Annotated in this window: 1 protein-coding gene and 2 pseudogenes; 2 read left to right on the plus strand and 1 reads right to left on the minus strand. The window is 52.6% G+C overall.

What is annotated here, in order from left to right; all coding sequences use genetic code 11:
* Positions 1-146: 146 nt before the first annotated feature.
* Together bamD and hpf are read left to right on the plus strand one after the other, a co-directional pair.
* Positions 147-878 (plus strand): outer membrane protein assembly factor BamD, encoded by a 732-nt coding sequence (gene bamD, locus ACTBDU_RS16375; protein WP_438807211.1) that lies wholly within the window; start codon positions 147-149, stop codon positions 876-878.
* A gap of 267 nt (positions 879-1,145) precedes the next feature.
* Positions 1,146-1,328: pseudogene (gene hpf / locus ACTBDU_RS16380) on the plus strand (ribosome hibernation-promoting factor, HPF/YfiA family); the annotation flags it as partial.
* Between the two features lie 9 nt (positions 1,329-1,337).
* Here hpf and ACTBDU_RS16385 read toward each other — a convergent pair.
* Positions 1,338-2,051 (minus strand): annotated as a pseudogene (locus ACTBDU_RS16385) (IS3 family transposase); the annotation flags it as partial.

Here is a 2,051-nt window from a genome sequence, read left to right on the forward strand (position 1 = left end):
ACTATATCGTGGGATATTACAGCGCACTCAGGCCGCATGAATATAACGGTGGGTTGCCACCAAACGAATCAGAAAATAGATACTGGAAAAACGCTAACGCGGTGGCCAGTTTTAGTTGACCACTACAGAGGAATAAGCAAAACGTCATGATATGTATGAAATATCTGGTGGCAGCCGCCACACTCTGCCTGGTACTGGCGGGTTGTTCCAGTAACAAAGACGCCGTTCCCGATAATTCCCCCTTCGAGATCTATGCCTCTGCGCAGCAAAAGTTGCAGGACGGTAATTACAAGGGCGCAATCAAGGAGCTTGAAGCGCTGGACAACCGTTATCCGTTCGGTCCCTACGCGCAGCAGGTTCAGCTTGACTTGATTTATGCCTACTACAAATCTGCCGATCTGCCGCTGGCGCAAGCCTCTATCGATCGTTTTCTACGGCTGAATCCAATTCATCCAAATGTCGACTACGTCCTTTACATGCGGGGTTTGACCGATATGGCGCTTGACGACAGCGCATTGCAAGGATTCTTCGGCGTAGACCGTTCCGATCGCAACCCGGAGCATGCCCGCGCGGCGTTCCGTGATTTCACGCAGTTAATTCGAGGTTATCCGAACAGCCAGTATGCCATGGATGCCACCAAACGTCTGGTTTATCTCAAAGACCGTCTGGCCAAGCATGAATTGTCCGTGGTGGAGTACTACGACAAACGCGGTGCTTATGTCGCGGTGGCCAATCGCGTGGAGCAAATGCTGCGCGACTTCCCCGACACGCAGGCGACATGCCAGGCGCTGCCCTACATGGAAAAAGCCTACCGGGAGTTGCAGTTGAGCGGCCAGGCGGACAAAGTGTCGAAAATCAGAGCGGCGAATCCTGGCTGATGCCGTGACGAGACGTGCTATGAATGGCGGCTTTGGCCGCCGTTTCTAAAAGGTTAGCCTGATAATATAGCCTTGTTGCGCATGCACTGACAAGGATAAAAATCCCGTTCCTGACCCCCGCTCACAGAACCCATTCCCTCCACCGCCACGCCGGGAAAAAAGTGATCTAAATCACACAAAAGATACCAACTGCAGGTATGCTTAACCAATGTTGACGGAAACACGCAGAGAGGTAAGTCTATGATAATCAACATTACCGGTAAGTAAATAAATATCACTCCCGCCATTCGTCAACACGCGGAAAAGCGTTTGGCTAAACTGGCGAAATGGCAGACCCAGCTGATTAATCCCCATATTATCCTCTCCAAACAGCCGCAGGGTTTTGTGGCTGCCGCCACCCTGAGCACGCCCAACGGCCAGCTGGTGGCCAGTGCGACCCACCAGGATATTTTATAGTAGTCAACTAAAACTGGCCACCGCGTTAGCGTTTTTCCAGTATCTATTTTCTGATTCGTTTGGTGGCAACCCACCGTTATATTCATGCGGCCTGAGTGCGCTGTAATATCCCACGATATAGTCGGTAATTTCATGAGCTGCTTCGCTGAAGCTTATGTAGCCCGTTACCGGTATCCACTCGTTTTTCAGACTTCTGAAGAAGCGCTCCATCGGACTGTTATCCCAACAGTTACCACGCCGACTCATGCTTTGTTTGATCCGGTAACGCCACAGCAACTGTCGGAACTGCCTGCTCGTATAGTGGCTACCCTGATCGCTGTGGAACATCACTCCGGCTGGTTTACCACGCGTTTCCCATGCCATTTCCAGTGCTTTGATGGTCAGTCTGCTGTCCGGGGAGAACGACATAGCCCAGCCCACCGTTTTCCTCGCGAACAGATGCAAGAACAACCGCAAGGTATGCCCAGCGTTTCCCGGTCCAGATATACGTCACATCGCCGCACCATACCTGGTTTGGCTGCGTTACAGCAAACTGGGGCTCAAGATAATTCGGGATCGCAACATGCTCCTGACCGCCACGCTTATACCTATGCGTCGGCTGCTGACAACTGACCAGCCCCAGCTCTTTCATGAGCCTGCCTGCGAGCCAGCGCCCCATGCGGAAGCCTCTCTGGGTTGCCATGGTGGCGATACTTCTCGCGCCAGCGGCATCATGGC

This window comes from Sodalis sp. (in: enterobacteria) (assembly GCF_051710625.1).
In the GTDB taxonomy this organism is placed as follows: domain Bacteria; phylum Pseudomonadota; class Gammaproteobacteria; order Enterobacterales; family Enterobacteriaceae; genus JBPESN01.